Raw genomic sequence first — 26,006 nt, 5'->3', positions numbered from 1 at the left:
GGGCACGGGGTCCCGTCAGCTGTCGAACCCGAGGCCGAGGCGGTCGAGGGTGCGCAGCCAGAGGTTGCGGTGTCCCTCGTTCCGGTCGGCGCGTGCCATGGACCACTTGGTGATGCCGATGCCGATCGAGCGGACGGGCTCGGGCGGGAAGGGCAGCGGCTTGCGGCGTACGAGTTCCAGCCCGGTCCGCTCCGTGCCCTCGCCCGCGAGCAGGTCGAGCAGCACGTCGGCACCGAAGCGCGTGGCGCCGACGCCCAGGCCGGTGTATCCGGCGGCGTAGGCGACCTTGCCGTGGTGACTCGTGTCGAAGAAGACGCAGAAACGGGTGCTGGTGTCGATGGCTCCGCCCCAGGCGTGACTGAAGCGGACCCCTTCGAGCTGCGGAAACGTCGTGAAGAAGTGGGCCGCGAGGGTCGCGTAGGTCGCGGGCCTGCGGTCGTGTTCGGCGCGGACCGGGCCGCCGTGGTAGATCGCGTCGTAACCGCCCCACAGGATGCGGTTGTCGGCGGAGAGCCGGACGTAGTGGAACTGGTTGGCGCAGTCGGCGAAGCCCTGGCGGCGGGTCCAGCCGACCGAGGCGAGCTGCTCGTCGGTGAGCGGCTCGGTCATCAGCGCGTAGTCGTACACGGGGACGGTGTACGGGCGGTGGCGGCGGAGCAGGGACGGGTAGGCGTTGGTGGCGAGGGCGACGCGGCGGGCGGTGATCCGGCCGTACGGGGTGCCGACGCCGACGACCGCGCCGCGCTCGTCGAGCGAGGTCGCGGGGGTGTGCTCGTGGATGCGGACGCCGAGGTCGAGGCAAGCCCGCTTGAGGCCCCAGGCGAGGCGGGCGGGGTTGACCATGGCGACGTCGTCCCGGTTCCACAGGCCGCCGAGGAAGGTGGGTGAGTCGATCTCGGCGCGGACCTCGTCGGCGTCGAGGAGGAGGGGCTTGCCGCCGTATCGGGCGGCGGCCTCCGCCTCCTCGGCGAGGCCGTCGAGCTGGTAGCGCTCGGTGGCGACGACGAGGGAGCCGGTGCGCTCCCAGTCGCAGTCGATGCCGTACCGCCGGACGGCGTCCTCGATGCCCTGGAGGTTCTCGCGGCCGAGGCGTTCCAGGCGGCCGATCTCCTGGGGCCAGCGCTGGCGGCCGTTCGCCAGGCCGTGGGTGAGACTGGCCTCGCAGAACCCGCCGTTGCGGCCGGAGGCGGCGCCGCCGACCTCGTCCGCCTCGATGAGCACGACGTCGGCGGAGGGGTCGCGTTCCTTGGCGTTGAGGGCGGTCCACAGGCCGGTGTAGCCGCCGCCGACGACCAGGAGGTCGCAGGTGGTGCCGCCGACGAGGGCCGGGGCGGGCTGCGGCCGGCGGGGATCGTCGAGCCAGAAGGGGATGGGGGCGGCGTCCCGGAGGGAGCTGAGGTGGTCCATGGGTGTTCCTTCGGGGTCGCGGAGACGCCCGGGCGCGGGGAGTCTCCGAAGTGCCGCCCATGAGACTCCGCCGCGCACAACAAGGTCAATGGTGTTGACATAAGCGCCCCTCGGTCGGGGCGGCGCCACCCCGGCCGTTACGCCTCCGGCTCCCAGCGGTCGAGGATGTCGTCCGCGATGCGCCGTGCGCCGGGCTCGTAGCGGGCGGAGAGCTCGCGGAAGAGCGTCTCGGCGGCCTCGGCGGGCCAGTCGGCCGGCAGGTGCTCGGCGGGCAGGTGCGGGTCGCGGCGGACCAGATCGAGCCAGTCGGTGTGGAGCAGCAGCAGCCGGCCGAGGTCGTCGCGCGCCTCGCCGACGCCGGGACCGCCGAGGTCGTCATGCGCCTCACCGGGGCCGGGACCGCCGGCCTCGCCGGGCGACTCCTCCGGCGCGGCGCCTCCGCCCCAGCGGGTCAGGAAGGCGCGGTAGCCCTCGGCGATCGCGTCCACGTCGAAGGCCGTACGGAGCAGAGGGCCGGCCTCGGTCGGTGCGGCGGCCTCGCCGTGGAAGGCCCTGATACGGTCCCCCAGCCCGAGCTCGGCCGCGATGGGGGCGACGTCGATCCGGCCGGGGGCCACCCAGAGCCCGCTCTGCAGCGGGCCGAAGCCCGCCCAGACGAGCCGTGAGCGCAGGTCGTGGCGTTCCCGGCGCCAGGATTCGGGCAGCGAGAAGCCGACCAGGGTCCAGGTGCCGTCCCAGGCGCGGTTGACGGCGCCCGTGCGGTGGATCCGCTCCTCGCCGTCGGCGAGGACCTCGGCGGCGCGGGGCGTGAGCGAGAAGTACATGCGGCGGCCGCGCCGGTGCCGTTCGAGGAGTCCGCGGGCGACCATGCGGGTCAGCGTGGAGCGGACGGCGTCCTCGCCGACGTCGACCCGGGCGAAGGCGTCGATGACGCTCGCCGAGGACAGGGCGGTTCCGGTGCCGAGGACGTGGATGCCGAAGAAGGTCAGCATCAGGGACTGGGGGCGGGGCGGAGAGCCGGGCTCGGCGGCGGATCCGGTCTCGGCGGTCGGGGCGGGCTGTGTCACGGGGACAGCGTAGGGCGGGTTCCGGGAAACCGACCCCCAACATTCGGCAATTCATTGACGGCCGACACGAGAGTGCCTAACTTGTTCGCTCGACGGTGTGTGACCGGTCGCGATCCCCCGCGCCCCGCACCGCGTCTCACGGGAAAGGACCCCCGTTCATGACTCATGTGGATCTCTCCGGCAAGGTCGCCGTCATCACCGGCAGCGGCCGCGGACTCGGCCTCGCCTACGCCCGCTCCCTCGCCGCCGCCGGCGCCTCGGTGGTGATCAACGACGTGGACGCCGAGGCCGCCGCCGAGGCCGTTCGCCTGATCACCACCGACGGCGGGCGGGCCGTCGCCGAGGTGGTGCCCGTCGGTTCCACCGAGGCCGCCGAGGCCCTCGTCGCCCGCGCCGTCGACACGTACGGCCGGCTCGACGTCATGGTCACCAACGCCGGCGTCCTGCGGGACCGGGTGCTGTGGAAGATGACGGACGAGGACTTCGACACCGTCGTCGAGGTGCACCTGCGCGGCACCTTCACCTGCGTCCGCGCCGCCGTCGAGCGGATGCGCGCCCAGGGCGAGGGCGGCCGGATCGTCGTCGCCGGCTCCCCCGCCGGACAGCGCGGCAACTTCGGGCAGACCAACTACGCCGCCGCCAAGGCCGGGATCGCCGCCATGGTGCGCACCTGGGGCATGGAGCTGGCGAAGGCCGGCATCACCGCGAACGCCGTCATCCCGGTCGCCGCGACCGCGATGACGAAGACGATCCCCGTCTTCGCCCCGCACGTCGAGGCCCTGGAGCGGGACGGCATCGCGTTCCCGGACAGCCTGCGCAAGGGCGAGGGCTTCGGCACCCCCGAGGACGTCGCCGGTCTGGTGACCTTCCTCGCCTCGGACGCCTCCGCCGGGGTCACCGGCCAGTGCGTCGGCATCGGCGGCGACAAGCTCTCGCTGTGGTCGCACCCGCAGGAGGTGTCGGTGGCGTACGCCGACGGGGGCTGGAGCGCCGAGGCGATCGCGGCCGCCTGGCCGGTGACCGTCGGCCGCACGCCCGAGACCTTCGGCATCCCGGCGCCGCAGCTGTGAGCGGCCGCGGCCCGGCGTCCTCGCTGGACGTGAACGCGCTCGTCGCCATCGACATGCACACCCATGCCGAGGTGTCGGAGAAGGGCGGAGCCTCCCTCTCCGCCGAGCTCGACGCCGCCGCCGGCGCGTACTTCAAGGCGGAGCACCGCCACCCCACGCTGCCGGAGATCGCCACGTACTACCGCGAGCGCCAGATGGCCTGCGTGGTGTTCACGGTGGACGCGGAGTCGGCGACCGGCACCCCGCCGGTGCCGAACGAGGAGATCGCCGAGGCCGCGCTGCGGAACCCGGACGTGATCATCCCGTTCGCCGGCGTCGACCCGTACAAGGGAAAGGCGGCGGTCCGTCAGATCCGGCGGCTGGTAACCGAGTTCGGTGTCAGGGGCTTCAAGTTCCACCCGAACATCCAGGCCTTCCACCCGAACGACCGGATGGCCTACCCGCTGTACGAGGCGATCGAGGAGGCCGGCGCGATCGCGGTCTTCCACACCGGGCAGACGGGAATCGGTGCGGGCGCTCCCGGCGGCGGGGGCATCCGGCTGAAGTACTCGAACCCGATGGACGTGGACGACGTCGCCGCGGACTTCCCGGGCATGAAGATCGTCCTCGCGCACCCGTCCTTCCCCTGGCAGGACGAGGCGCTCGCGGTGGCCACCCACAAGCCGCAGGTGTACATCGACCTGTCGGGCTGGTCGCCGAAGTACTTTCCGCCGCAGCTGGTCCGGTACGCCAACAGCCTCCTGAAGGACAAGGTGCTGTTCGGCTCCGACTTCCCGCTGCTCGCCCCGGACCGCTGGCTGGCGGACTTCGCGGAGCTCCCGATCAAGGACGAGGTCCGTCCGAAGATCCTCAAGGAGAACGCGGCCGCGCTGCTCGGTCTCACCGGACGCTGAGGGGTACCCCATGCGCAACCAGGGCATCGGCTCCTGGCCCGCCCGCCGCAACCGCAGATCGCCCCGGCGCACCGCCCTGGTGCACGAGGGCCGGGCGATCGACTACGCCGAACTCCACGACCGCTGCACCCGGTTGGCCCACGCCCTGCGCGGCGCCGGGGTCGAGCGCGGTGACCGGGTGGCGTTTCTCGGCCCCAACCATCCGGCGTATCTGGAGACGCTCTTCGCGACCGGACTCCTCGGGGCGGTGTTCGTCCCGCTCAACACCCGCCTCGCCGTACCGGAGTTGCTGCACCAGCTGACCGACTCGGGCAGCGAGGTCCTGGTGCACGCCGGGCAGCCGGCCGAGCGCGTGACGGAGCTCGCGGAGGCCACGGCCCTCGCCGCCCTCCTCGCCGTGGACGGCGGCCCGGGAGCCCCGTACGAGGAGCTGCTCGCCGCCGCGCCGGCGGAGCCGGTCGACGAGGAGGTGGGGCACGAGGACGTCTGCCTCATCATGTACACCTCGGGCACCACGGGCCGCTCCAAGGGCGCCGTCCTCACCCACGGCAACATCGTCTGGAACAGTCTCAACGTCCTCGTGGACACCGACCTCGCCGGCGACGAGGTGTCCCTGGTCTCCGCGCCGCTCTTCCACACGGCGGCGCTCAACATGAGCTGCCTCCCGACCCTGCTCAAGGGCGGCACGGTCCTCCTGGAGTCCTCCTTCGACCCGGACCGCACGCTCAGGCTGATCGAAGACCACCGTGTGACCTGCATGTTCGGTGTGCCGACGATGTACGACGCGATGGCGGCGGCCGCCGGCTGGGCGGCGGCGGACCTGACCAGTCTGCGCACCCTGCTGTGCGGCGGCGCCCCGGTGCCGAGCCGCACCGCCGCCGCCTATCTCGGCCGGGGACTCGCCTTCGTCCAGGGGTACGGGATGACGGAGACCTCGCCGGGCGCCCTCATCCTGGACCGGGCGGACTCGCTGAGCCGGGCCGGTTCGGCGGGCGTCCCGCACTTCTTCACCGACGTACGAGTGGTGCTGCCGTCCGGCGAGGAGGCGGCGCCCGGCGAGAGGGGCGAGGTCGTCGTCGCCGGGCCGAACGTCACCCCGGGCTACTGGAACCTGCCGGAAGCGACCGCCGCGGCCTTCCGCGACGGGGGGCGCTTCCGGTCGGGCGACGTGGCCACCGTCGACGAGGACGGCTACGTGCGTCTCGTCGACCGCCTCAAGGATATGATCATCTCGGGCGGCGAGAACATCTACCCGGCCGAGGTCGAGGACGCCCTGCTCGGACACCCCGACGTCGCCGAGGCGGCCGTCATCGGCGTACCCGACGCCCGCTGGGGCGAGGTGGGACGAGCCGTCGTCGTCACGCGCGCCGGGGCGACCGTCACCGAAGGGGAGCTGATCGCCCATCTGGAGGGCCGGCTCGCCCGCTACAAGATCCCGCGGAGCGTGGTCCTCGCTCCCGAACTCCCGCGCAACGCCGCCGGAAAGCTGCTCAAGGCCCCCATCCGGGCCCGCTACGGCGCCGACGTCTGACCCTTCTCTTCCTTTCTGATTCCGAGGAGTACCACCATGGCTCTCACCGTCCACGGCATCGACGAGATCAAGGCCCAGGCCGGGGCCGACCTCGGCCACAGCTCCTGGGTCGAGATCGCCCAGCCCCGCGTCGACACCTTCGCCGACGCCACCGACGACCACCAGTGGATCCACGTCGACGCCGAGCGCGCCGCGGCCGGCCCCTTCGGCGGCACCATCGCCCACGGCTATCTGACGCTCTCCCTGCTCATCCCGATGTGGAGCGAGCTGCTCCAGGTCGAGGGCGTGTCGATGGCCGTCAACTACGGTCTGAACAAGGTCCGTTTCCCCTCCCCCGTGCGCGTCGGCTCGAAGATCCGCACGCACGGCCGCGTGGTGTCCGTGGAGGACGTCAAGGGCGGGGTCGAGGTCGTCGTGGACCTGACCGTGGAGATCGACGGCGTCGCCAAGCCGGCGTGTATCGCGCAGGCGGTGTACCGCTTCTTCGCCTGACCTGCCCGTACGCGGAAGGGGGCGGCTGCTTCGAGCAGCCGCCCCCTTTCACGTACCTCCGCCGACTCGTCAACTCGTCCTGAAGCCGACGTAGTTCTCGGCGAGGGAGGCCGAGGCGGCCTCGGAGGCCGCGAGGTAGCGCAGGTGCGAGAGGCGCAGTTCCCGGTCGAAGGCGGACTCGGTGGGGTCGGCGTGGAGCAGGGTGGTCATCGTGTACGAGAAGTGCTCGGCCCGCCAGATCCGGCGCAGCGCGGTCTCCGAGTACGCGTCGATCGCCGTCTCGTCCCCCCGCGTGTGGTGGCGGGTGAGGGCCTGGGCGAGCAGGGTGACGTCGGCGACGGCGAGGTTGAGTCCCTTGGCGCCGGTGGGCGGCACGATGTGGGCGGCGTCGCCGGCGAGGAACAGCCGGCCGTGGCGCAGGGGTTCGGCGACGAAGCTGCGCATCGGGGTGATGCTCTTCTCGGTGATCGGGCCGCGCCGGAGGGTCCAGTCGCCGTCGACGGCGAAGCGGGCGTCGAGTTCGTCCCAGATCCGCTCGTCGGACCAGTCGTCGACGCTGTCGTCGGGGTCCACCTGGAGGTAGAGGCGGCTGACCTGCGGCGAGCGCATGCTGTGCAGGGCGAAGCCGCGTTCGTGGTGGGCGTAGATCAGCTCGTCGCAGGAGGGCGGGACGTCGGCGAGGATGCCGAGCCAGGAGAAGGGGTACGTCCGCTCGACGACCTTGAGCAGGCCCTCGGGGAGGGAGCGGCGGCCGATGCCGTGGAAGCCGTCGCAGGCGACGACGTACGCGCACTCCAGGGTGTCCTCCGCTCCCTCGTGCCGGTAGCGGACGGTGGGCCGGTCGGTGTCGGCGCCGTCCACGGAGAGCGCCTCCGCCTCGAAGAGGACGGTTCCGCCGTCCTTCAGGCGCAGTTCGATGAGGTCCTTCACGACCTCGGTCTGGGCGTAGACCATGACGGAGCGGCCGCCGGTCAGGGACGGGAAGTCGATGCGGTGGGAGTGGCGGTCGAAGCGGAGCTCGATGCCGTGGTGCTCCAGGCCCTGGCGGTCCATCCGGGCGCCGGCGCCGGAGGCGCGCAGCACGTCGACGGTGTCCTGTTCGAGGATGCCGGCGCGCTGGCGGCGCTCGACGTAGGCGCGGTCGCGCAGTTCGAGGACGACGCTGTCGATGCCCTGCTGGTGGAGCAGGTGGGAGAGGAGGAGGCCGGCGGGACCGGCTCCGATGATGCCGACGGTGGTGGTGCGGGGCATGGGTGGCTCCGTGGAGGTCGGTGGGGCGGGCGGGGGTTCAGGAGGCGGTCGCGTCCTCGGCGAGGACGCGCTGGGCCGTGGCGAAGGCGGCGTTGGCGGCGGGGACGCCGCAGTAGACGGCGGAGTGCAGCAGGACCTCGCCGATGTCCTCGGGTGTGAGTCCGTTGCGCAGCGCGGCCCTGACGTGCAGGGCGAGCTCCTCCAGGTGGCCGTGGGCGACCAGGGCGGTGAGGGTGATGCAGCTGCGGGTGCGGCGGTCGAGTCCCGGGCGGGTCCAGATCTCTCCCCACGCGCAGCGGGTGATGTAGTCCTGGAAGTCGGCGGTGAGCGCGGTCGTCCGGGCGACGGCCCGGTCGACGTGCGCGTCGCCGAGGACCGCGCGGCGCACGGCCATGCCCTGGGCGTGCCGGCTGCCGTCGTCGGCGGGGGCGCCGAAGTGGCCGAGGAGCGCGGTGAGGACGGCCTGCGGGCGTTCGGCGGGGGCCAGGTGGGAGGCCCCGGCGAGTTCCAGGAGGCCCGCGTCGGGGATGGCGTCGGCGAGCTCGCGGGAGTGGGCGGGCGGGGTGGCCGGGTCGGCGCGGCCGGCGACGACCAGGGTCGGGGCGGTGATCCGGCCGAGGGCCTCGCGCAGGTCGTACGTGGCGAGGGCGTCGCAGCAGGCGGCGTAGCCGTCGGGGTCGGCGGCGCGCAGATCGGCGAGGAGCCGGTCGGCGGTCCTCGTGGAGCCGAAGCCGGGCGTGAACCAGCGCGAGGCCATCGTCTCCGCCAGTGGCGCGGTGCCCTTGGCGCGGACGAGCTCGGCCCGCTCGCGCCAGCCCTCCGGCGCGCCGAAGCGGGCCGAGGAGCAGACGACGGCGAGGCCCGTGACCCGCTCGGGGTGGTGGACGGCGAGGTGGGTGCCGACGGCGCCGCCGAGGGAGATGCCGGCGTAGCCGAAGCGCTCGGCGCCGAGGTGGTCGGCGAGTTCGAGGACGAGCGCGGCGAGGTCGGCGACGGTGGCGGCCCCGGGGCCGGTGTCGGGCAGGGCGCCGGCCGGGGTGCCGCCGTGCCCGGGAAGGTCCCAGCGGACCACGCGGTGGTGCCGGGCGAGGGCGGCGGTCTGCGCGTCCCAGACGGCGAGCGAGGTCCCGAGGGAGGGGCCGAGGATGAGGACGGGGGCGTCGGCGGGCCCGTCGACGCGGTGATGGAGGGCGGGGGTGGCGCGGGAGGCGCCGGGGGCGCGGGCGGCTTCCGGGGCGCGGGGGGCTTCCGGGGCGCGGGGGGCTTCGAAGGTACGGGGCGCTTCCGGATCGCGGGCGGCTTCGGGGATGCAGGGGGCTTCGGGGGTACGGGGCGCTTCCGGATCGCGCGCGGCTTCGGGAGTACGGGGCGCTTCCGGATCGCGGGCGGCTTCGGGGATGCGGGGCGCTTCCGGAGCGCCGGGCGGTTCCGGAGCGCCGGGCGGTTCCGGAGCGCGGCGCACTTCCGGGGCGACGGGCGCTTCCGGGGCGCGGGGCGCTTCCGGGGCGCCGGGTGCCGCGGTCGGGTCGGCTGCCTCGGCGGTGTTGGGCGCCGACGGGGCGGGCTGGGTCGCGTCGGGGGTCATGCGGGGCCTTTGCGGTCGGCGGAGGGCGGTCTCCGGAGGGCGTGGTCGACGAGCCGGGGGGCGGCGCCGGTCGCGGTCGTCGGGTCCGTGAGGGTCTTGAGGCGGTCCGGGGTCACCAGGTCGGCGAGTTCCGGGGCCTCGGCGAGGACGTCCGCGAGGTGGCGGCGTTCCGTCAGGGCGCGCTGGGCGGCCGTGTCGAGGAGTCGCCGGGCGGCACCGCGGCCGAGGAGCCCGGAGAGCTCCGCGGCGAGGCGTTCGCTCGCCACCAGGCCCCGGGTCCGGTGCAGGTTCTCCCGCATCCGGTCGGGGTGGACCTGGAGGCCCTCGGCCAGCGCGGCCAGGTGGTGGGCGGCGCCCCCGGCGAGGCGGAGGAGTTCGCGGAGGGTCTGCCATTCGGCGTGCCAGGCGCCGGCCGGGCGCTCGTCCTCGGCGGTGAGCGAGCCGAGGAGGACCGCGGCGAGCGCGGGGGCCTGGCGGGCGGCCGCGGCGACGAGGGTGGCGTGGACGGGGTTGTTCTTGTGGGGCATCGCGGAGGACCCGCCGCCCTCGCCCTCGGCGAGTTCGCCGGTCTCGGTGCGGCTGAGCAGCAGCACGTCGGCGGCCGGTTTGCCGAGCGCGGCCGCGGTGAAGGCGAGCGCGGTGCCGAGGTCGGCGACCGGGGTGCGCAGGGTGTGCCAGGGCAGGTCGGGGGCCGCGAGGCCCAGCTCGCGCGCGTACGCCTCCGCGAGCGCGGGCCCGCTGCCGGGCGCGCCGGCCAGCTGCTCGAAGGCCGCCAAGGTGCCTGCGGCGCCGCCGAGTTGGGCCGGTGGCGTGAGGGCCGTGAGCCGGTCGGCCGCGTCGAGGACGAGGCTGCGCCAGCCCGCCGCCTTGAGCCCGAAGGTGGTGGGGACGGCGTGCTGGGTGAGCGTCCGGCCCACCATGGGCGTGTCGCGGTGGGTCGCGGCGAGCCGCCCGAGAGCGGCCGCGGCGCGGTGCAGCGGGGCGGTGATCAGGGGCAGGGCGCGGGCCGCCACGAGCATCGCGGCGGTGTCCATGATGTCCTGGCTGGTCGCGCCCCGGTGGACGTAGCCGGCGGCGTCCGGGGGTACGGCGGCGGCCAGTTCGGCGACCAGCGGGATGACGGGGTTGCCGCCGCTGCGGGCGCGGAGGGCGAGCGTGCGCGGGTCGAACCGGTCGGTGCGGGCCGCGGCCTCGGTGACGGCGGCGGCCGCCTCGGCGGGCGCCTGGCCGAGGGCGGCCTGGGCCCGGGTCAGGGCGGCTTCGGCGTCGAGCATCGCCCGGAGGAAGGCCCGGTCGCCGGTGGCCGCCTCGACGCCGGTGCCCGCACGGACGGGGGCCAGGAGTCCGACGTCGTACGGCGCGCCGACTTCGTCCTCGTACGGCGCCGGGCCGTGTCCGGACTCGTACGGCCCTGGCAGGTGCCCGGTCTCGTACGGCCCCGGGTCCTGCCCGGACTCGTACGGCCCCGGGCGGCACCCCTCCTCGTACCGTCGCGGCGGCTGCTCAGCGGAAGTCAAGGAACACCGTCTCCTCCGGCCCCTGGAGGTGGACGTCGAAGCGCAGCGTGCGGGGCCCGGACTCGGCCGCGAGCAGGGTGGCGCGCCGCTCGGGCGGCAGCGAGGCGAGCAGCGGGTCGGTCTCGGCGGCCGGGCCCGGCAGGTAGAGGCGGGTGAAGAGGTGGTGCAGCAGGCCGCGGGCGAAGACGCAGACGCAGAGGTACGGCGCTCCGGCGGGCGGCAGGGTGCGTATCGCCCAGCGGCCGTCGGCGTCGGTCGCGACCCGGCCGAAGCCGGTGAAGGTGACGCCGTCCCGTCCTGCGTGGCCGCCGGTGACGGGGTCCTTGCGGAGGGAGCCGGGGGCGCCGGTCCGGTCCCCGTCGGGGCCGGGCTGCCAGATCTCCAGGAGCGCGTCGGGGACGGGGGCACCGGCCCCGTCGTACACGTGGCCGTGGACGGTGAGTGTGTCCGGGTGCCCGGCGGGGGCGATGTCGGGGCCGCCGGGGAAGGGCAGCGCGTACCCGTAGAAGGGGCCGACGGTCTGGGCGGGGGTCGGGAGCGTGGGCGTGCCGGTCATCGGCCTTCCTCGATCCAGGTCGCGGCGGGTCCGTCGAGGACGATGTCCCAGCGGTAGCCGAGGGCGTGTTCGGGGGTGGTGAGCTCGTGGTCGTAGGCGGCGACGAGCCGGGCGCGGGCGGCGTCGTCGGTGACCGACTGGAGGATCGGGTCGTAGGCGAAGAGCGGGTCGCCGGGGAAGTACATCTGGGTGACGAGCCGCTGGGTGAACGCGCTGCCGAAGAGCGAGAAGTGGATGTGCGCGGGGCGCCAGGCGTTGGTGTGGTTGCGCCAGGGGTAGGCGCCGGGGCGGATCGTGGTGAAGCGGTACGTGCCGTCGTCGTCGGTCAGGCAGCGCCCTGCCCCGGTGAAGTGGGGATCGAGCGGGGCCGGGTGCTGGTCGAGCTGGTGGGCGTAGCGTCCGGCGGCGTTGGCCTGCCAGATCTCGACGAGCTGGCCGCGCACGGGGCGGCCCGCGCGGTCGAGGATCCGGCCGGTGACGGTCATCCGCTCGCCCAGCGGTTCGCCGGCCGCGCCGCGGGTGAGGTCGGCGTCGAGCGCGGTGACGTCGGTGGCGCCGAAGACCGGCCCGGAGAGTTCGACGGCGTCGGGGTCGCGGACCGGGACGGGGGCCTGGCGCGGGTGGCGGAGGGCGCTGCTGCGGTAGGGCGGGTAGTCGCGGGCGGGGTGGTGCCGGGTCTCGCCGGTGCGGAGGTACTCCTCGCGCCGGGCGTCGATCTCCTTCGAGATGTCCTGCTGGGTCGGGATCATGCTGCGGTTTCCACCTTCACGGGAGCCGCCGTCAGGCGGGTGAGGTCCTCGGGGGTGACGCCGGGGGCGGTCTCGACGAGCCGGAGTCCGTCCTCGGTGACGTCGAGGACGCCGAGGTCGGTGATGATGCGGTCGACGCAGCCCCGGCCGGTGAGCGGCAGGGAGCACTCCTCGACGATCTTGGGGGTGCCGTCCTTGGCGGTGTGCTCCATGAGGACGACGACCCGGCGGGCTCCGTGGACGAGGTCCATGGCGCCGCCCATGCCCTTGACCATGCGGCCGGGGATCATCCAGTTGGCGAGGTCGCCGCGGGCCGAGACCTGCATGGCGCCCAGGATCGCGGTGTCGATGTGGCCGCCGCGGATCATGCCGAAGGAGAGCGCGGAGTCGAAGAACGCGGCGCCGGGCAGGACGGTGACGGTCTCCTTGCCCGCGTTGATGAGGTCGGGGTCGACCTCGTCCTCGTACGGGTAGGGGCCGACGCCGAGGAGCCCGTTCTCGGAATGGAGGACGACGTCGACGCCGTCGGGGAGGAAGTTCGGTACGCGGGTGGGCAGTCCGATGCCGAGGTTGACGTACGAACCGTCGGTCAGCTCGCGGGCGGCGCGGGCGGCCATCCCGTCCCTGGTCCAGCTCATCGGGTGCGTACCGTCCTTCGTTCGATGCCCTTGTCGGCGGCCTGTGCGGGGGTGAGCTCCAGGACCCGCTGGACGAAGACGCCCGGCAGGTGGACCTGGTCGGGGTCGAGCTCGCCGGGTTCGACGAGCTCCTCCACCTCGGCGATCGTGATCCGGCCCGCCATGGCGGCGAGCGGGTTGAAGTTGCGGGCGGCGCGGGCGAAGACGAGGTTGCCGTGGCGGTCGCCGCGGGCCGCGCGGACGAGCGCGAAGTCGGTGGTGATGCCGCGTTCGAGGACGTACGCGCGTCCGTCGTACTCGCGGGTCTCCTTGGGCGGGGAGGCGACGGCGACGGTGCCGTCCTCCGCGTACCGCCAGGGCAGTCCGCCGTCGGCGGCCTGGGTGCCGACGCCCGCGGGCGTGAAGAAGGCGGGGATGCCGCAGCCGCCGGCGCGGAGCCGTTCGGCGAGGGTGCCCTGGGGGGTGAGTTCGAGTTCGAGTTCGCCGCCGAGGTAGCGGCGGGCGAACTCCTTGTTGTCGCCGATGTAGGAGCCGGTGACGCGGCTGATCCGGCCGGCCGCGAGCAGGATGCCCAGGCCGCCGCCGTCGACGCCGCAGTTGTTGGAGACGACGGAGAGGTCTCCGGGGCCGTGGGCGTGCAGGGCGCGGATGAGCACGTCCGGTACGCCGCTCAGGCCGAAGCCTCCGACGGCGAGGGAGGCGCCGTCCTCGATGTCCGCCACCGCTTCCGCGGCGCTGGCGACCACTTTGTCCATGTAACGACCCGTTTCGCTGGGGATTCATTCGGGATTGACGCTGCGGTGTTCGCCTGCTGAACTTCAGTTCAGAATTTTGGCGGGGAGGAGTGTCCATCCACGCCACGGGCCGTGTCAACGGCGCGGGTACGGTTTTCCCGCGCGGCTCCCCGTGCCCGTTCCGCCCGCCACCGCACCGAGGAGTCCGGACGATGCCGCAGCCCACCGAGGCCCAGGGGGCACCCGACGAGCTGGTCGGACCGCTCGAACGCGGGCTCGCCGTGCTCCGCGTCATGGCCGCGGGGCCCGAGCTCCGGCACCGGCCCGGCGACCTCGCCCGGACGACCGGGCTCGCCCGCTCCACGATCGACCGGGTCGCGACGACGCTCGTCCGCCTCGGCGCGCTGCGCACCGAGGGCCGCGACCTGCTGCTCGCGCCCGGAGCCGCCGAGCTCGGCAACGCGTACCTGGCCTCCTGCGGGCTGCCCGGGCTCCTCGGACCGCACGCCGTCGCCCTCGCCGACGCGCTCGACGAGTCGGTGTCCGTCGCCGTCCCGGACGGCGACGGCGTGCGCTTCCTCGCCCAGGCCACCCGCCGCCGGGCGATGGCCATCTCCTTCCGGACCGGCGACCTCCTGCCGGCCGAACGGTGCGCTCCCGGCGCGCTGTTCGCCGCGCGGTGGGACGAGACGGAGCTGGAGGACTGGCGGGCCCGACGCGCCAAGGACCCTCTGGACACCGGCTTCCCGTCCGTACCGCCCCGTCCGCCGGCCCCGGCCGGGGAGGTCGAGAGCGAGTTCCTCGCCCGGGTGCGGGAGGCCCGCGAGACCGGTCTGGCGGTGGACGACCAGCTGATCGAGCCCGGTCTGCTCGCCGTCGCGCTGCCGGTACGGGGCCCGGACGGGGCGGTGGTCTGCGCGGTCAGCGTCGTCAGCCACACGAGCCGGCACAGCGCGCGGTCCCTCACGGCCCAGGCCCTGCCGCCGCTCCGGAAGGCGGTGGCGGCGATGGAGGCGGCCCTCGCGGCGCCGGGGGGTGCTTCCGGCGCCCTGCCGGAGACCGCGGCCACCGCTGCGGCGCCCGCCCTCAAGGAGGAGCTCGGCTCCGGGTTCCTGCAGTCGCTCGCACGCGGGCTCGACGTCCTGCGCGCCTTCGGCTCTGCCCGGGGTCCGCTGCGGCTCGCCGAGCTCGCCCGGCTGACCGGGCTGCCGCGCGCGACCGCCCGCCGGTCGCTGATCACCCTGCGCCATCTCGGGTACGTACGGGAGGAGCCCGACGGGTTCCTCGTCCTGCCCCGGGTCCTGGAGCTGGGCTACGCCCGCCTCTCCCGGCTGAGCCTGCCGGAGATCGCGACCCCGCACCTCGTCGCCCTGGTGCTGCGCGTGCACGAGTCCGCTTCGGTCGCCGTCCTCGACGGGGACGACATCCGGTACGTGGCCCGGGTCGCCTCCACCCGCATCATGCACATCGACATCACCGTGGGCACCCGACTGCCCGCGTACGCCACCTCCATGGGCCGGGTCCTGCTCGGCGCCCTGCCGGAGGCGGAGCGCGCCGCGCGGCTCGGCCGGATCACGCCGGAGGCGCTCACCCCGCGCACGGTGACGACCCGCGAGGGGCTCGACGAGGCCGTGACGGCCACCGCCGCGCGGGGGTACGGCTGGGTGGAGCAGGAGCTGGAGGAGGGGCTGCGCTCGCTCGCGGTGGCCGTCACGGACGGCGCGGGCCGGGTGGTCGCAGCGGTCAACGTGGCCCTGCACGCGGGCCGGGCCACGCCGGAGGAGAGCCTCGCGGCCCTCCTCCCGCCGCTGCGCGAGACGGCCGCGCTGATCAGCGCGGACCTGGCAGCCGTGGGACGCTTCTCCCCCGTCACGACGGGCTGAGCGCTTCCCGTGACGACGGGCTGAGCGCTTCCCGTCACGACGTGGGCTCGGCCGCCCCGCACGGCCCCTTCGTCACGGCGGGCTCGGCCGCCCCGCACGGCCCCTTCGTCACGGCGGGCTCGGCCGCCCCGCACGGCCCCTTCGCCACGGCGGGCTCGGCCGCCCCGCACGGCCCCTTCGCCACGGCGGGCTCGGCCGCCCCGCACGGCCCCTTCGTCACGGCGGGCTCGGCCGCCCCGGGCGGCTCCCCTGTCGCGACGGCCTGAGCCGCCCCGCATGCGGTACTACCGTGCAACCGCGGCCACGGCGACGATCGCCCGCACCTGGGCGATGATGTCGAGCCGGTTCCGTACGAACTCGGCGTCGGTGACCGTACCCGTCGCCGGGTCGGTGTTGCCGGGGCCGAACTGGAGGACCGGCGTATGCACATGGCCGCCGGGCAGGTCCGTCAGGCCGAGGCGGTCGCGCAGCAGGGTGGCCCGGTAGGCGATCTCGTTGGACAGGTAGTTCCCGCCGCCGCCCGCACGGGCCGCCGAGCCGGGCGTGGGCCCGCCCGGGCGGACCACGGGCGTGTCGGACCCGGCCGGCAGCTCGGTCACCGAGGTGTTGTCGTACACCGGGAAACGGCCGGTGGAAGCCGCCGTGATCGCCGCGTACGGAAGGGTCGTCGACGTCCACTGGGGCTGCGTGGCCGGAGCGGAGACGGGCACGGTCCCGGTGCGGGACAGGTTCTCGTTGTCGGGGAAGCCGCCGCGCCAGGCGCCGTTGGTCCGCTCGATGTCGAAGCGGCCGGGGCGGCCCTGGCTCACCGTGGTGAAGAGGTCCACCTCCGGCAGGTGCGGGCACAGGGTCCGCTCGACCGTGCCGTCGGCGAAGTCCTGCCAGCGGACGGGGAAGACGGCCGTCTCGACCCGGGCGAGGGAGCCGTCGGAGGTGCGCAGCCAGGTGCCGTCGAGGGCGAGCGCGGTGGCCCCGGACGGGTTGCTGATCCGGGTGTCCCGGTCGAGCGTGAACGGATCGAAGCCGGTCAGCAGGATCCGCTTCACGCCCTTCCCGGCCGGGTAGCGGATCGAGTCCTGGCCGCGCGAGGACCGTTCGAGCCGGTCGAGCAGCCGGGTCCTGCCCTCCTCGGTGATCGTGAAACCGGGCTGCCAGGTCCGGAGTTCACGGGTGAGCGCGAGGCGCGACCAGTAGAGCGGCCGGTCGTCGTCCCGCGACAGGTCACCGCCCGCCTCGCCCCGGCCCTGCGCCCGGTCCACGGCCCGGCGCCAGAGCCCCGATCCGTACCGGCCGACCGTCCGCTCGGCCGCGGCGAAGGAGTCGGCGCGGGCGAGTGCCTCGGCGAACTCCGGGGCCAGGGAGGCGAATCCGCTGCGCCGCAGGATCTCCTGGGGGGCGGCCCGGTCGAGCCTGGCCTCCTCGACGGTGACGGTGGCGGGCTCGGCCGCCGGGGCGGGCGGGGTCGCCAGGGCCAGGGAGACTGCGGCGAGGGGGAGGGCGAGGGCGCTGCGTATGGAGAGCACGGGGGTCCTTTCGCGCGGGCGTGTCGCTTCGTCAGAAGTCTCTCCACGCAAGGCGCCTCGCGCTACGGGGCCCCCACGAGCCCCTGCGGCGAACTCAGGCGACTGCAGCCCCAGCAGCACCCCGTCTTCAGCTCACGCCCCTCGTCGGCCCCGGCTCACCCGTCCGTCGGCCTCAGTGCCTCCACCGCGCTCAGCATCAGTTCCAGCGCGAACGGGTAGCCGCTGTCGCGCATGTCGGCGGCCAGGAGCGGGAAGGTCGCGGCGATGTTCGGGTGGGTGTCGGGGGACAGCCGGCCGTAGACCGCGTGCCAGACCTCCGCCTCCTTCTCCTGGGCCGCGGGCGGCAGGGCCAGCGCCGCCGCGTCCTGGGCCGCGAAGGCGAGGGCCTGGTCCACGAAGGCGTGGTAGATCCGCACGGCGAGGGCGTCCGGGAAGCCCGCCGAGCGCAGGACGCCGAGGATCCGCTCGACGGCCCGGGTCTCGTACGGCCGCCCCGTGGTCCGGTGGGCCGCGAGCGCCGCCGCCTGCGGGTAGGCCTGGTAGCAGCCGTGGATGCGAAGGCCCAGGTCACGCAGGTCCGCCCGCCAGTCGCCGGTGGCCGTCCAGCCCTCCTGCGCGCGGCCGATCATCTCGTCGGCGACGGCGAGCAGCAGGGCGTCGGTGTTCCGGAAGTAGCGGTAGAGGGCCGTGGGGTCGGCGCCGAGCGCGGCGCCCAGCCTCCGTACCGACAGGGCTTCCGCGCCGTGCTGCGCGATCAGGCGCAGCGCGGTCTCGACGATGAGCCGCTCCGAGAGGACGGCGCCCTGCTTGGTGGGGCGGCGGCGCTGCCGGCTGCCTTCGGGGACCACGCGTTCGGACATGACCGGAACCTTACGTCAACACCATTGACGTGTAAACGGCCCGCCCGCTTCCATGGCGCCCACCGACCCACACCACTAGTTCTGGAGCGCCCATGACCACGGCCGATCTGGTCTTCACCCGCGGTCCCGTCTTCACGGCGGACCCGGCCCGCACCCGGGCGACCTCGCTCGCCGTCGTCGGCGAGCGGATCGCGGCCGTCGGCCACGACGAGGTACGGGACCTCATCGGGCCCGGTACGGAGGTCGTCGACCTGACGGGCAAGCTGCTGCTCCCGGGATTCCAGGACGCCCACATCCACGCGGTCTCCGGCGGCAAGGAACTGGCCGAGTGCGATCTGACCGGCACGGTCGGCGTCGCGGACTACCTGGAGCGGATCCGGGAGTACGCGGACGCCCACCCGGAGCACACCTGGATCACCGGCGGCGGCTGGTCGATGGAGAGTTTCGAGGGCGGTCTTCCCACCCGGCAGCTCCTCGACTCCGTCGTCCCGGACCGGCCGGTCCTGCTGTCGAACCGTGACCACCACGGCGCGTGGGCCAACTCCCGCGCGCTGGAGCTCGCCGGGCTCACCGCCGCCACCCCCGCCCCGGCCGACGGGCGGATCGAGCGGGAGGCGGACGGCTCCCCCAGCGGCATGCTGCAGGAGGGGGCGATCGGCCTCGTCGCCCGGCTGGTGCCGCCGACGACCGCCGAGGAGCGGCTCGCGGGCCTGCTGCGGGCGCAGAAGCTGCTGCACTCGCTCGGCATCACGGCCTGGCAGGACGCGCTGCTCGGTTCCTTCGGCGGGATGGCCGATCCCTCGGAGGCGTATCTGAGCGCGGCCGGTGACGGTTCGCTGACGGCCAGGGTGACCGGGGCGCTCTGGTGGGACCGGGAGCGGGGCGCCGAGCAGATCCCCGAACTGGTCTCGCGGCGCGAGAAGTTGAGCGCCGGCCGGTTCCGCGCCGGCTCGGTGAAGATCATGCAGGACGGCATCGCGGAGAACTTCACGGCCGCCATGACCACCCCGTACCTGGACGGCTGCGGCTGCGCCACCGCCAACAGCGGTCTGAGCTTCGTCGATCCCGAGGCGCTGCGCGGGTACGTGACCGAGCTGGACGCCCTGGACTTCCAGGTCCACTTCCACGCCCTGGGCGACCGGGCCGTCCGGGAGGCCCTGGACGCGCTGGAGGCGGCGATCGCCGCCAACGGGCACCGTGGCAACCGTCACCACCTCGCCCACCTCCAGGTCGTCCACCCCGACGACCTGGCCCGCTTCGCCGCGCTCGGCGCGATCGCGAACATCCAGCCGCTGTGGGCCGCGCACGAGCCGCAGATGGACGAGCTGACCATCCCGTTCCTGGGTCCCGAACGCGCCGCCTGGCAGTACCCGTTCGGCGATCTCGTACGGGCCGGGGCCACCCTCGCCGCCGGCAGCGACTGGCCGGTCAGCAGCCCGAACCCGATCGAGGGCATCCACGTCGCGGTCAACCGCCGCGACCCCGAGGCCCCCGACGACCGGGTCTTCTACGCCGAGCAGCGTCTCGACCTCACCACCGCGCTCGCCGCCTACACGGCGGGCACCGCGCACGTGAACGGCCTCGACGACACCGGCAGCCTGCGCCCCGGCCACCTCGCCGACCTCGTCGTCCTGGACCGCGACATCCTCACCGGCCCGCCGGAGGAGATCGCCGAGGCCCGGGTGGAGCGGACGTACGTCGGCGGCCGGCTCGTGCACGCGGTCTGACCCCCCTCAGCGACGCACCGACGAGCCCCGCACCTCCAGACGCGTCGGTACGAGCGTCCCGGCGGGCTCCCGGCGGCCGTGCTCCAGGACCGCGACGAGGTGCTCGACGCCGGCCTCCGCGACCGCCTCCGGCCGCAGGCTCAGCGTGGTGACCGGCGGCTCGGTGTGCAGGGCCGTGGCGTCCTCGCTGACCAGGACGACCAGCAGGTCGTCGGGGACCTCGAACCCGTGGCGGCGCACCGCCTCCAGGACGAGGGGCGGGCTCGCCTCGGCGACGACCAGGAGGGCGTCGGGCCGCTCCGGCCCTTCGCCGGCCAGGGCGGTCTCGACGGCGCGCACCACCGGCCCGTTGCCGGCCTCCGCGACGCGCACCGCCCGTTCCGGCAGGCCGTGGGCGGCGCACCACTCCCGGTGGGCGGCGTACACCTCGGTGTGGAAGCGGGTGGTGCTGTCCGGCACGACGAGGACGGGCCTGCGGGCCCCCTGCTCATGGAGGTGGTCGAGGGTCTCGCGGACCGCGCGGCCCGCGTCGACGTCCACCCAGTACGCCCCCGGCAGCCCCTCGACGGAACGGTCCGTGAAGACGGGGATGCCGGCGGCGAGGAGGTCCTCGACGACCGGGTCGTCGGCGACGGGGTCGGCGACGACCACCGCGTCGAGGGACAGGTCCGCCCACTCGCTCTGCAGGGAGCCGGCGGGCAGCAGCACCACGGCGTAGCCGCGGCGCAGCGCGCTGGCCGCCGTGGCGCCGGTCAGCCGGGCGAAGTAGGGCGACTCGAGAAAGGTCCAGGGAGTGGCGGCGAACTCGCCGACCACGTATCCGATCAGCCGGGCCCGTCCCGCGCGCAGCTGGCGCGCGGTGGCGTTGGGCCGGTAGCCCATTCTGCGCGCGGTCTCGCGGGCCCTCTCCCGTACCTCGGGGGAGAGTCTGCCGGTGCCGTTGAGCGCCGCCGAGACGGTCGTCTTGGACAGGCCCGCCTCGCGGGCCACGTCGACCAGGCGGACGCGCTGGATGGGCGGCGAGGGCTGTCCGCCGTGACGTGAAGCTTCGGTCATGGTGGTGATGCTGCCACCCTCGTGAGCTCTGCAAAACCGTTCCCGCAAAGTCGGGTGCAGGTCTTGTGCGGGAACGTTCCCGCACCAATACTCGCTCCATCCCCCCGAGCCCGTCACTACACCTGTAAAGGGGTGGGTCCCTCCCCATGCGCATGCCCAGAGCCCTCGCGCTTCTCGTCTGTACCGCCGCCCTCGCGGCCACCACCGGCGCCTGTTCCGGCGCCACGAACCCGCCGGCGGCCGGCGGCGGCACGAACTTCAAGGTCAGCCCCACCTCACCGCCCGCGCAGGGCCCGCTGGACTCCTTCACCTGGTCCCTGTACGCCGAGCCGTACACGCTCGACTACGCCCTCGCGTACGACTACCCGCCGAACACCGTCCTCGCGAACGTGTGCGAGCAGCTGCTGCGGGTCACTCCCGACCTGAAGATCGTGCCCGGCCTGGCCGTGAAGTGGACGCGTCCCGACCCGCGCACCCTCGTCTACACCCTGCGGCCCGGGGTGAAGTTCCACGACGGCACCACCATGACCGCCGACGACGTGGTCGCCTCCCTCAAGCGGCAGATGGCCCCGGAGACCGGCTCCCCCTGGGGCTCCTCCTTCAAGTCGGTCGACACCATCGAGAAGACCGGTCCGCTGGAGGTGACGATCCGCCTCGGCAAGGAGGACGTCCTCTTCTCCGAGCTGATGGCCGCCTCCCCCGGCACGGTCGTCAGCGCCGCCTCCCTCGCCAAGGAGGGCAAGGACTACGGAACCCCGAAGGGCAAGCTCAACTGCACGGGCCCGTACGCCCTCGACTCCTGGGCCCAGGGCGACAGCATCACCCTCAAGAAGCACACCGCCTACTGGGACAAGTCGCTCACGCCCAAGTCCGAGAAGGTGAAGTTCACCTTCATCGAGGACGCCGCGGCCCGCTCCAACGCCTTCCTGTCCGGGACGGCCGACGGCGGCTACATGGTCCCGTCGTCCTCGTTCGCCCAGCTGAAGGCCGGTGACAAGGGCTCGCTCCTCTTCGGCCCCAACACCGCCGCCGCGGACCTCGCGGTGCTCGACTTCCACGGACCGCTCGGCAACCTCAAGGTCCGCAAGGCCCTGTCGATGGCCCTCGACCGGAAGAACATCATCAAAGCCGCGGCCGGCGGCGTCGGCGTCCCCGCCAAGGCCCCCGCGGCGCGCGGCGCCTGGGCGCTGGCCCCGGAGAAGACGGCGGAGCTGTACGACACGCTGCCCGAGCCGGTGTACGACGTCGAGGCCGCGAAGCAGCTCGTCAAGGAGGCCCACGCGACCGGCCGGACGATCACCATCGTCACGAGCACGCTCGCGCCCGAGATCAGCGTCGTCGCCAACGCCGTGCAGGCCGCCGGCCGGCAGATCGGGCTCGACGTCAAGCTGAAGCCGGTCTCGCCCGACGCGTACAGCAGCATCTTCGTCGACCCCGACGCGCGCGAGGGCATCGACCTGGTCATCACCAACGGCTACGACAACACGCCCGACCCGCTGGAGTTCTACCAGTACCTGCACACCGGCGACTTCGGGAACTACGGCCGCTGGTCCGACGCCGAGTACGACGTCGCCTTCGACAAGGCCAACTCCGAGCCCGACCCGGCCAAGCGCGCCGAACTCACCGCGAAGCTCCAGAAGATCGCGATGGACCAGCTGCCGGTCATCCCCGTGTACGAGGCGCCGTACTCGGTCTTCCTCGGCAAGCGGATCACCGGCGCGCCGACCGGCATCGCCCAGCTCTACTTCCCGTGGGCCGCGACGATCGGGGCCTCCCAGCGATGACGCGCTACCTCGTCGGACGGCTCCTCGGCCTGGCGGCGGTGCTGTTCGTGACCTCCCTGGTGGTCTTCGGCTCCGTCCACCTGGCCCCCGGCGACCCGGTGTCGTTCCTCCTGCACGGCCGCCCCGCGACCCCCGAGGCCGTGGCGGCCCTGCGGGCGGAGCACCACCTCGACGACCCGCTGGTCACGCAGTACGCGAAGTGGCTCGGCGGCGTCCTGAGCGGTGACTTCGGCCGCTCGGCCCAGTACCACCAGGACGTGGCCTCGCTCATCGGCTCCCGGCTGCCCGGCACCGCCCTGCTCGTCGGCTACGCCGCCCTGCTCGTCGCGGTGCTCGGCGTCGCGGCCGGCATCCTCGGGGCGCTGCGCCCCGGCCTGCCGGACCGGGTGGTGCTCATCGGCACCGGTGTCGCCACCGCCACGCCCTCGTTCGTGACGGCCATCGCGCTCGTCTCGCTGTTCTCCGTGCAGCTCGGCTGGTTCCCGGGGCCGGGCGGCGGCACCCCGGCGGGCCTCCCCGACCGGCTGTACCAGCTGACGCTGCCGGCCTTCGCCCTGGCGCTGTCCTTCGCGGGACTCCTCGCCCGGGTGACCCGCTCGGCGATGCTCGACGAACTCGGCCGCGAGCACGTCGAGGTGGCGCGCGCCCGGGGCGTCGCGGGCCGGTCCGTGGTCCGCCGGCACGTCCTGCGGAACGCGCTCGGACCCGTCGTCACCGTCGGCGGCACGATGCTCGCCGGTCTCCTCATCTCCACCTCGATCGTCGAGACCGCCTTCGACGTCCCCGGCCTCGGCTCGCTGCTCGTGCAGTCGGTCACCGCCAAGGACTTCGCGGTCGTGCAGGCGATCACGCTCCTCAGCGTGGCGGCCTTCGTCCTCGTCAACCTCGTCGTCGACCTGCTCGCCCCGCTCATCGACCCCCGTCTCTCCCTCGGGGAAGGCTCCTCATGACCTCCACCACCTCCGCGGTGCCGTACCGCAGGCCGGGGCTGCGCGCCCTGCGCCTGTTCGGCCAGGGACCGCTCTTCGCGGTCTCGGTCGCGGTGCTCGCCCTGCTCGTCCTGGTCGCCCTGCTCGCGCCCGTCCTCGCCCCGTACGACCCCGAGGCGCTCGACCTGTCGGCGAGTCTCGTCGGCACCACCGGCGACCATCTGCTCGGCACCGACCAGTCGGGCCGTGACATCCTGTCCCGGCTGCTGAACGGCGCCCGCACCGGACTGCTCGGTCCCCTGCTCGTCGTCGGCGTCTCCACCCTGCTCGGCACGCTCCTCGGCGTGGTGGCGGCCTGGCGGGGCGGCTGGGTGGACACGCTGCTCTCCCGGTCCATGGACCTCGTCTTCGCGATCCCCGGTCTGCTGCTCGCGATCCTCCTCGTGTCGGTCGTCGGCTCGGGACTCACCGCGCCCGTGATCGCCATGTCCGTCGCCTACACCCCGTACGTGGGCCGGCTCGTCCGGGGCATCGCCCGGCAGGAGAAGGCCCGGCCGTACATCGAGGCGTACCGGGTGCAGGGCTGGTCCGGCTGGACCGTCTGCGTGCGCCATCTGCTGCCCAACATCGCGCCGACGGTCTTCGCGCAGTCCGCGATGAACTTCGGGTACGCGCTGATGGACCTGGCGGCGCTGTCCTTCCTCGGCTTCGGGGTGCAGCCGCCGGCCGCCGACTGGGGCGCCATGATCAACGAGGGGCAGGCGGCCGTCCTGCAGGGGGCGATGCTGCCGGCCCTCGCGCCCTCCGCGTGCATCGTGCTCGCCGTGGTGGCGTTCGGCATCGTCGGCGAGGGGCTCGCCGACCGGATCGCGAAGCGGGAACGGTGAAGACGATGAGCACGGAGTCGAAAGCGCCGGTCCTGGAGATCGAGGGCCTCGGCGTCCGCCTCCCCGGCGACCGCGCCGCCCGGCCGATCCTGGACGGGGTCGGTCTGACGGTACGGCCCGGGGAGACGGTCGGCCTGGTCGGCGAGTCCGGCTCGGGCAAGTCCGTGGCCTGCCGCAGCGTCCTCGGGCTGCTGCCGGCGGGCGCCCGCACCGAGGGGCAGGTCCGGGTCGCGGGGCGGGACGTCCTCGCGATGAAGCGCGCCGAGCTCACCGCGCTGCGGGCCCGGCAGGTCTCGATGGTCTTCCAGGACCCGCGCGCCTCCGTCAACCCGCTGCGGCGGGTGGGCGACTTCCTCACCGAGGGGCTGCGCGCGGCCGGGACGCCCGCCGCCGAGGCGACCGCCCGCGCCGAGGAACTCCTCGACGCGGTCGGCATCCGCGACCCGCGCGGCGCCCTGCGCCGCCACCCGCACCAGTTCTCCGGCGGCATGCTCCAGCGGGTCGTCATCGCGGCGGCCCTCGCGAGCGAGCCGGCCCTCCTCGTCGCCGATGAGCCGACGACCGCGCTCGACGTCACCACCCAGGCCGAGGTCATCTCGATCCTGGCCCGGCTGCGGGCCGAGCGGGGCACCGGCATGCTGTTCGTCACCCACGACCTCGAACTGGCCGCCGCGATCTGCGACCGGGTGTACGTCATGTACGCGGGCCGGATCGTGGAGACCCGGTCCACGGACGAGCTGTTCGACCGGCCCCGCCACCCGTACACGGCGGGCCTGCTCGCCTGCACCCCGCGGCTCGAACCGGGCGCGCCGGCGCCCCGGCCCATCCCGGGCCGCCCCGTCTCCCTCGCGGAGGCGCCGCCCGGCTGCTCCTTCGCCGCGCGCTGCGCGCACGCGGTGCCGCGCTGCACCGAGGAGAAGCCCGTGCTCGTACGCCACGGCGACGGGCTCGCCGCCTGCCACCGCGCCGAAGAAGGGATCACGCTGTGACCGTCACGCCCGTCGGGCTCGAAGAGGGCCTGGTCGTCGAGGGACTGCGCAAGCGGTACGGGGACCACATGGCCGTCGACGGCGTGTCGTTCGCCCTCGCGCCCGGGTCCTCCCTCGCCCTCGTCGGGGAGTCCGGCAGCGGCAAGACCACCACGGTCCGGATGCTCGTCGGTCTGGAACGCCCGGACGGCGGCACGGTCCGCCTCGACGGCAAGGACCGTTCTGCCCGGCCGCGGGGACGGGCCGAACGGCTGGCCCGGGCCCGGGACATCCAGATGGTCTTCCAGGACCCCTATCTGTCGCTCGATCCCCGGGTGACCGTCTCGGGCTGCCTCGACGAGGTCCTGCGCCTGCACACCGCCCTCGACCAGGCGGCCCGCCGGGCCCGGGTCGGCGAACTGCTCGACCAGGTCGGCCTCGGCGCCCGGGAGGCCTCGGCCCTGCCCCGGGGCCTCTCCGGCGGACAGCGGCAGCGCGTGGCGATCGCCCGTGCCCTCGCCGTGCAGCCCCGGGTCCTCGTCCTCGACGAGGCGGTCGCCGCGCTCGACGTGTCGATCCAGGCGCAGATCCTCGAACTGCTCGGCACGATCCGCCGCGAGTCGGGCATCGGCTATCTCTTCGTCACCCACGACCTGGCGGTGGTCCGGCACATCGCGGACGAGGTGCTGGTGCTGAAGTCCGGCCAGGTCGTGGAGACGGGCCCGACCGCCCAGGTCCTGGTCGCGCCGGAGCACCCGTACACCCGGCTCCTCCTGGACTCCGTGCCCCGCCGCCGGCGCCCGGCGGCATGAGGTGCGGGCCGCGCACGCCCCCCGGACAGCTCGGAGGCGGCTTCTACTACCCGCCGACCGTCCTCGACGAGTGCCGGCAGGACATGC

Annotated in this window: 24 protein-coding genes; 12 read left to right on the top strand and 12 right to left on the bottom strand. The window is 74.1% G+C overall.

Features of this window, described 5'->3' with window-relative positions:
- Positions 1–15: 15 nt before the first annotated feature.
- Together ABT041_RS35560 and ABT041_RS35555 are read right to left on the bottom strand one after the other, a co-directional pair.
- Positions 16–1,407, bottom strand: coding sequence for an NAD(P)/FAD-dependent oxidoreductase (locus tag ABT041_RS35560; RefSeq protein ID WP_351192401.1), 1,392 nt, complete (start codon positions 1,405–1,407; stop codon positions 16–18).
- A gap of 137 nt (positions 1,408–1,544) precedes the next feature.
- Complete coding sequence (locus ABT041_RS35555; RefSeq protein WP_351192398.1) at positions 1,545–2,474, bottom strand: PaaX family transcriptional regulator; 930 nt, start codon at positions 2,472–2,474, stop codon at positions 1,545–1,547.
- 158 nt (positions 2,475–2,632) lie between these two features.
- On the opposite strand from ABT041_RS35555, the gene ABT041_RS35550 reads away from it, so the two are divergent.
- The 4 genes from ABT041_RS35550 to ABT041_RS35535 are packed head-to-tail and all read left to right on the top strand — an operon-like array spanning position 2,633 to position 6,460.
- The gene (locus ABT041_RS35550) at positions 2,633–3,544 is read left to right on the top strand and encodes an SDR family NAD(P)-dependent oxidoreductase (protein ID WP_351192395.1); all 912 of its coding nucleotides are present in this window, start codon (positions 2,633–2,635) and stop codon (positions 3,542–3,544) included.
- Between the two features lie 53 nt (positions 3,545–3,597).
- Positions 3,598–4,437: an amidohydrolase family protein gene (locus ABT041_RS35545; RefSeq protein WP_502976681.1), complete on the top strand. Its 840-nt coding sequence runs from the start codon at positions 3,598–3,600 to the stop codon at positions 4,435–4,437.
- Positions 4,438–4,447: 10 nt separating this feature from the next.
- Positions 4,448–5,968, top strand: a complete 1,521-nt coding sequence (locus tag ABT041_RS35540; RefSeq protein ID WP_351192392.1) for an acyl-CoA synthetase — start codon at positions 4,448–4,450, stop codon at positions 5,966–5,968.
- A gap of 36 nt (positions 5,969–6,004) precedes the next feature.
- Positions 6,005–6,460: a MaoC family dehydratase gene (locus ABT041_RS35535; protein WP_351192389.1), complete on the top strand. Its 456-nt coding sequence runs from the start codon at positions 6,005–6,007 to the stop codon at positions 6,458–6,460.
- Positions 6,461–6,529: 69 nt separating this feature from the next.
- Here the strand turns inward: ABT041_RS35535 and ABT041_RS35530 are convergent, their stop codons facing one another.
- From ABT041_RS35530 to ABT041_RS35500, 7 genes are all read right to left on the bottom strand, one after another.
- Positions 6,530–7,711, bottom strand: coding sequence for a 4-hydroxybenzoate 3-monooxygenase (locus ABT041_RS35530; protein WP_351192386.1), 1,182 nt, complete (start codon positions 7,709–7,711; stop codon positions 6,530–6,532).
- A 37-nt stretch (positions 7,712–7,748) separates the two neighbouring features.
- On the bottom strand, positions 7,749–8,858 hold the full coding sequence (gene pcaDC / locus ABT041_RS35525) for a bifunctional 3-oxoadipate enol-lactonase/4-carboxymuconolactone decarboxylase PcaDC (RefSeq protein WP_351192454.1): 1,110 nt from the start codon (positions 8,856–8,858) through the stop codon (positions 7,749–7,751).
- Positions 8,859–9,292: 434 nt separating this feature from the next.
- Entirely contained in the window at positions 9,293–10,636 is a 1,344-nt protein-coding gene (gene pcaB, locus ABT041_RS35520; protein ID WP_351192452.1) for a 3-carboxy-cis,cis-muconate cycloisomerase, read from the bottom strand.
- 163 nt (positions 10,637–10,799) lie between these two features.
- On the bottom strand, positions 10,800–11,369 hold the full coding sequence (pcaG, locus tag ABT041_RS35515) for a protocatechuate 3,4-dioxygenase subunit alpha (protein ID WP_351192383.1): 570 nt from the start codon (positions 11,367–11,369) through the stop codon (positions 10,800–10,802).
- Positions 11,366–12,118: a protocatechuate 3,4-dioxygenase subunit beta gene (gene pcaH, locus ABT041_RS35510; RefSeq protein WP_351192380.1), complete on the bottom strand. Its 753-nt coding sequence runs from the start codon at positions 12,116–12,118 to the stop codon at positions 11,366–11,368. The genes pcaG and pcaH overlap by 4 nt, the downstream gene beginning before the upstream one ends.
- The gene (locus tag ABT041_RS35505; protein ID WP_351192378.1) at positions 12,115–12,756 is read right to left on the bottom strand and encodes a CoA transferase subunit B; all 642 of its coding nucleotides are present in this window, start codon (positions 12,754–12,756) and stop codon (positions 12,115–12,117) included. The genes pcaH and ABT041_RS35505 overlap by 4 nt, the downstream gene beginning before the upstream one ends.
- Positions 12,753–13,511 (bottom strand): CoA transferase subunit A, encoded by a 759-nt coding sequence (locus ABT041_RS35500; RefSeq protein ID WP_351192376.1) that lies wholly within the window; start codon positions 13,509–13,511, stop codon positions 12,753–12,755. The genes ABT041_RS35505 and ABT041_RS35500 overlap by 4 nt, the downstream gene beginning before the upstream one ends.
- A 191-nt stretch (positions 13,512–13,702) precedes the next feature.
- Between ABT041_RS35500 and ABT041_RS35495 the strand changes: the two genes are divergently transcribed.
- Positions 13,703–15,373: an IclR family transcriptional regulator domain-containing protein gene (locus ABT041_RS35495; RefSeq protein WP_351192373.1), complete on the top strand. Its 1,671-nt coding sequence runs from the start codon at positions 13,703–13,705 to the stop codon at positions 15,371–15,373.
- 41 nt (positions 15,374–15,414) lie between these two features.
- Positions 15,415–15,639: a hypothetical protein gene (locus tag ABT041_RS35490; RefSeq protein ID WP_351192370.1), complete on the top strand. Its 225-nt coding sequence runs from the start codon at positions 15,415–15,417 to the stop codon at positions 15,637–15,639.
- A gap of 18 nt (positions 15,640–15,657) precedes the next feature.
- Here ABT041_RS35490 and ABT041_RS35485 read toward each other — a convergent pair whose 3' ends face one another.
- Both ABT041_RS35485 and ABT041_RS35480 read right to left on the bottom strand, forming a co-directional pair.
- Entirely contained in the window at positions 15,658–16,896 is a 1,239-nt protein-coding gene (locus ABT041_RS35485; protein WP_502976678.1) for a PA0049 family protein, read from the bottom strand.
- Positions 16,897–17,051: 155 nt separating this feature from the next.
- Positions 17,052–17,756: a TetR/AcrR family transcriptional regulator gene (locus ABT041_RS35480; protein WP_351192368.1), complete on the bottom strand. Its 705-nt coding sequence runs from the start codon at positions 17,754–17,756 to the stop codon at positions 17,052–17,054.
- A gap of 92 nt (positions 17,757–17,848) precedes the next feature.
- Between ABT041_RS35480 and ABT041_RS35475 the strand changes: the two genes are divergently transcribed.
- On the top strand, positions 17,849–19,483 hold the full coding sequence (locus ABT041_RS35475) for an amidohydrolase (protein ID WP_351192366.1): 1,635 nt from the start codon (positions 17,849–17,851) through the stop codon (positions 19,481–19,483).
- A gap of 6 nt (positions 19,484–19,489) precedes the next feature.
- On the opposite strand, the gene ABT041_RS35470 is transcribed toward ABT041_RS35475, so the two are convergent.
- On the bottom strand, positions 19,490–20,539 hold the full coding sequence (locus ABT041_RS35470; protein WP_351192364.1) for a LacI family DNA-binding transcriptional regulator: 1,050 nt from the start codon (positions 20,537–20,539) through the stop codon (positions 19,490–19,492).
- A 146-nt stretch (positions 20,540–20,685) separates the two neighbouring features.
- Here ABT041_RS35470 and ABT041_RS35465 point away from each other — a divergent pair, with 146 nt between their 5' ends.
- The 5 genes from ABT041_RS35465 (at position 20,686) to ABT041_RS35445 (ending at position 25,919) form a co-directional block, all read left to right on the top strand.
- On the top strand, positions 20,686–22,323 hold the full coding sequence (locus ABT041_RS35465) for an ABC transporter substrate-binding protein (RefSeq protein WP_351192362.1): 1,638 nt from the start codon (positions 20,686–20,688) through the stop codon (positions 22,321–22,323).
- Positions 22,320–23,273, top strand: a complete 954-nt coding sequence (locus ABT041_RS35460) for an ABC transporter permease (RefSeq protein ID WP_351192359.1) — start codon at positions 22,320–22,322, stop codon at positions 23,271–23,273. The genes ABT041_RS35465 and ABT041_RS35460 overlap by 4 nt, the downstream gene beginning before the upstream one ends.
- Positions 23,270–24,139 (top strand): ABC transporter permease, encoded by an 870-nt coding sequence (locus ABT041_RS35455; RefSeq protein WP_351192356.1) that lies wholly within the window; start codon positions 23,270–23,272, stop codon positions 24,137–24,139. The genes ABT041_RS35460 and ABT041_RS35455 overlap by 4 nt, the downstream gene beginning before the upstream one ends.
- Positions 24,140–24,144: 5 nt before the next feature.
- Positions 24,145–25,128 (top strand): ABC transporter ATP-binding protein, encoded by a 984-nt coding sequence (locus ABT041_RS35450; RefSeq protein ID WP_351192353.1) that lies wholly within the window; start codon positions 24,145–24,147, stop codon positions 25,126–25,128.
- Between the two features lie 68 nt (positions 25,129–25,196).
- Positions 25,197–25,919: an ABC transporter ATP-binding protein gene (locus ABT041_RS35445; RefSeq protein WP_351192447.1), complete on the top strand. Its 723-nt coding sequence runs from the start codon at positions 25,197–25,199 to the stop codon at positions 25,917–25,919.
- Positions 25,920–26,006: the final 87 nt, after the last annotated feature.

It is taken from the genome of Streptomyces sp. NPDC002825 (assembly GCF_040295385.1).
In the GTDB taxonomy this organism is placed as follows: domain Bacteria; phylum Actinomycetota; class Actinomycetes; order Streptomycetales; family Streptomycetaceae; genus Streptomyces.
This window is presented reverse-complemented; position numbering and strand designations above follow the sequence as displayed.

Bases quoted from the DNA above. Each gene is read 5' to 3' on its own strand.
- ABT041_RS35560 (WP_351192401.1), bottom strand. From the start codon at position 1,407: ATGGACCACCTCAGCTCCCTCCGGGACGCCGCCCCCATCCCCTTCTGG.
- ABT041_RS35550 (WP_351192395.1), top strand. From the start codon at position 2,633: ATGACTCATGTGGATCTCTCCGGCAAGGTCGCCGTCATCACCGGCAGC.
- ABT041_RS35545 (WP_502976681.1), top strand. From the start codon at position 3,598: ATGCACACCCATGCCGAGGTGTCGGAGAAGGGCGGAGCCTCCCTCTCC.
- ABT041_RS35540 (WP_351192392.1), top strand. From the start codon at position 4,448: ATGCGCAACCAGGGCATCGGCTCCTGGCCCGCCCGCCGCAACCGCAGA.
- ABT041_RS35535 (WP_351192389.1), top strand. From the start codon at position 6,005: ATGGCTCTCACCGTCCACGGCATCGACGAGATCAAGGCCCAGGCCGGG.
- ABT041_RS35530 (WP_351192386.1), bottom strand. From the start codon at position 7,711: ATGCCCCGCACCACCACCGTCGGCATCATCGGAGCCGGTCCCGCCGGC.
- pcaG (WP_351192383.1), bottom strand. From the start codon at position 11,369: ATGACCGGCACGCCCACGCTCCCGACCCCCGCCCAGACCGTCGGCCCC.
- pcaH (WP_351192380.1), bottom strand. From the start codon at position 12,118: ATGATCCCGACCCAGCAGGACATCTCGAAGGAGATCGACGCCCGGCGC.
- ABT041_RS35505 (WP_351192378.1), bottom strand. From the start codon at position 12,756: ATGAGCTGGACCAGGGACGGGATGGCCGCCCGCGCCGCCCGCGAGCTG.
- ABT041_RS35500 (WP_351192376.1), bottom strand. From the start codon at position 13,511: ATGGACAAAGTGGTCGCCAGCGCCGCGGAAGCGGTGGCGGACATCGAG.
- ABT041_RS35495 (WP_351192373.1), top strand. From the start codon at position 13,703: ATGCCGCAGCCCACCGAGGCCCAGGGGGCACCCGACGAGCTGGTCGGA.
- ABT041_RS35480 (WP_351192368.1), bottom strand. From the start codon at position 17,756: ATGTCCGAACGCGTGGTCCCCGAAGGCAGCCGGCAGCGCCGCCGCCCC.
- ABT041_RS35475 (WP_351192366.1), top strand. From the start codon at position 17,849: ATGACCACGGCCGATCTGGTCTTCACCCGCGGTCCCGTCTTCACGGCG.
- ABT041_RS35470 (WP_351192364.1), bottom strand. From the start codon at position 20,539: ATGACCGAAGCTTCACGTCACGGCGGACAGCCCTCGCCGCCCATCCAG.
- ABT041_RS35465 (WP_351192362.1), top strand. From the start codon at position 20,686: ATGCGCATGCCCAGAGCCCTCGCGCTTCTCGTCTGTACCGCCGCCCTC.
- ABT041_RS35460 (WP_351192359.1), top strand. From the start codon at position 22,320: ATGACGCGCTACCTCGTCGGACGGCTCCTCGGCCTGGCGGCGGTGCTG.
- ABT041_RS35455 (WP_351192356.1), top strand. From the start codon at position 23,270: ATGACCTCCACCACCTCCGCGGTGCCGTACCGCAGGCCGGGGCTGCGC.
- ABT041_RS35450 (WP_351192353.1), top strand. From the start codon at position 24,145: ATGAGCACGGAGTCGAAAGCGCCGGTCCTGGAGATCGAGGGCCTCGGC.
- ABT041_RS35445 (WP_351192447.1), top strand. From the start codon at position 25,197: ATGGCCGTCGACGGCGTGTCGTTCGCCCTCGCGCCCGGGTCCTCCCTC.